The organism is Roseiconus lacunae (genome assembly GCF_008312935.1).
GTDB classification, from domain to species: domain Bacteria; phylum Planctomycetota; class Planctomycetia; order Pirellulales; family Pirellulaceae; genus Stieleria; species Stieleria lacunae.
This window is the reverse complement of record NZ_VSZO01000097.1, coordinates 1-1,866: the sequence shown is the minus strand read 5'-3', so window position 1 is coordinate 1,866 and position 1,866 is coordinate 1. Positions and strand designations below refer to the sequence as shown.

Here is a 1,866-nt window from a genome sequence, read left to right as displayed (position 1 = left end):
AATAGGCGACTGATGTTCCTCTGCCAAGCAATGGGCCACTACGCGAGTCTTCCGGCACGACGAACGTGACTTGCATTGCGAATCACCAAGCCATCATCCTGTTGGAGAAGATGATCTATCAAACCGTGACATCAAGAGCGATCACCAGGAAACTGAGGTCGCATCATCATGCGGTGGGCCGACTGCGATCACCCTATCCGGCATGTGCGTTGATCCAAACTTAAAGCTAGAAGAACGAACGAACGTGACCAAGCACGACGAACGTTGGTGATAACGGGGTCGCGGGCAAACATCTTGAACTCAGGAAACAGCAGCGCCCGCGACTCCCGTTCATCACATGGTTCGTCGATTTACGGTTGCCGCCGGTATGGAGCTGGACGGTCCTAATCTATTGTAGCGATCGCAGGTTGACCTGGGGCGATCAATCAGTCTGGATCGGGATCAGCATAGTATGTGCAAACCGTGGTACCGGATTCAATCGACATCTGATCGATAGGCATGATCGAGTGTCGGGGCGATTCGAAGACTCCACCGTAACAAAGCCGTGAGAGAGCAGGGCCACGAACCAATAATGGCGATTGTTGGGAAGATGAAACGTTTACCAAACCGCGACATCAATAGCGATCACCAGGAAACAGAGGTCGCGTCAACAAGCAATGGGCCGACCGCGGTCACCATATCTGGCGTGTGCGTTAAGCCCAATTTAAGGATCGAATAGCCAACGAACGCGACCCAGCACGACGAACGTTTAGGATCACCGGGCGGCGGGAGAACGCTCTCCACTTCATTAGCCGTCACCACCGCCGCTCCGTGTGCATCCGATGGTTATGTGCTTCTTCCGCAGCCTCTGGATCGATTTTGAACTTCTGATACAGGCTCCTACTTTCAACCTTTTCAATCGCCCCACGACTTTCTAGTTCTTCGAGGTGGACAAGGGCAATCTTCTCTGCAACCGCCGGAGAAATTCGCGCCTGTCGCGATGGCACGAACATCCGATAAGGGAACGGCAAAAAGCCCCGGTCACCGAGGTATTCACGCACAAGTTCGACGAACTTTACCGCGGGAAACGTCAGGTCATCGTCGCGTTCGCGTATCCTGCTTACGAGACGCGCGAACAAATCCATTCTTGCATCGGATGACATTGCGGATTCGATGAGTTCTTCATCGCGTCGCTCGAACAACCAAGTAAGACAGAACATCATTGCAGCCACCAAGGCCCCTGTAAGAAAGAGTATGGAAATCGATTGTTGCCTTTGGGCTAACTCCGCGAGGTATCTTGCTTTCTCCCCCGCATCGGTTGGCTCAACTCCTGTCGCAAAAACCTTTGCGAATTTTTCGGGAAACGCGGCTAGAAAAGCCGCGATCGCAGCTAGTGCCCCGGAGCCGATTCGCGGCACACCATAGGTTGACTGTCGTGAATGTCTTGCTTCTGACCGAGTGTCGCGAACCAGCTTCCCAATCTTCTCTTCCTTTGACGGTTGCTGTAGTTCTCCAATGGTTTTGATTAGTGATGGTAGTTGTTCGATTGGAATGAGCGCATTGTTGGAGCCTTGCCGCTCAATCCATTCGTTGGCAGAGTTTAGTTTGGTATAGGTTTGTTTGTGCTCGTCATCTGTGAACTCACCGCCCGTCTTGTCCGGGTGTGCGGCGATACGTTTGGCGCGAACAGCATCCGCAACCGCAGACGGATCGTTCGGTGACACGTCTAATGCCAGTTCATCAACAATGTGCGAATACGATTTCCAGTCCATAGATGCTCAATTAGTGCACATAACGGTGACGATCACGTGGCCGCCGCGAACGACTCACCACTTCAATGAACCCAACTCGGCGGCTCACGTGCATCGATTGGTTCGTCGATTTACG

The 1,866-nt window shown here is 52.8% G+C and carries 1 protein-coding gene; it reads right to left on the bottom strand.

The window, feature by feature from the left end:
• Window positions 1-794: 794 nt before the first annotated feature.
• Entirely contained in the window at window positions 795-1,751 is a 957-nt protein-coding gene (locus FYC48_RS27530; protein ID WP_149500032.1) for a hypothetical protein, read from the bottom strand.
• Window positions 1,752-1,866: the final 115 nt, after the last annotated feature.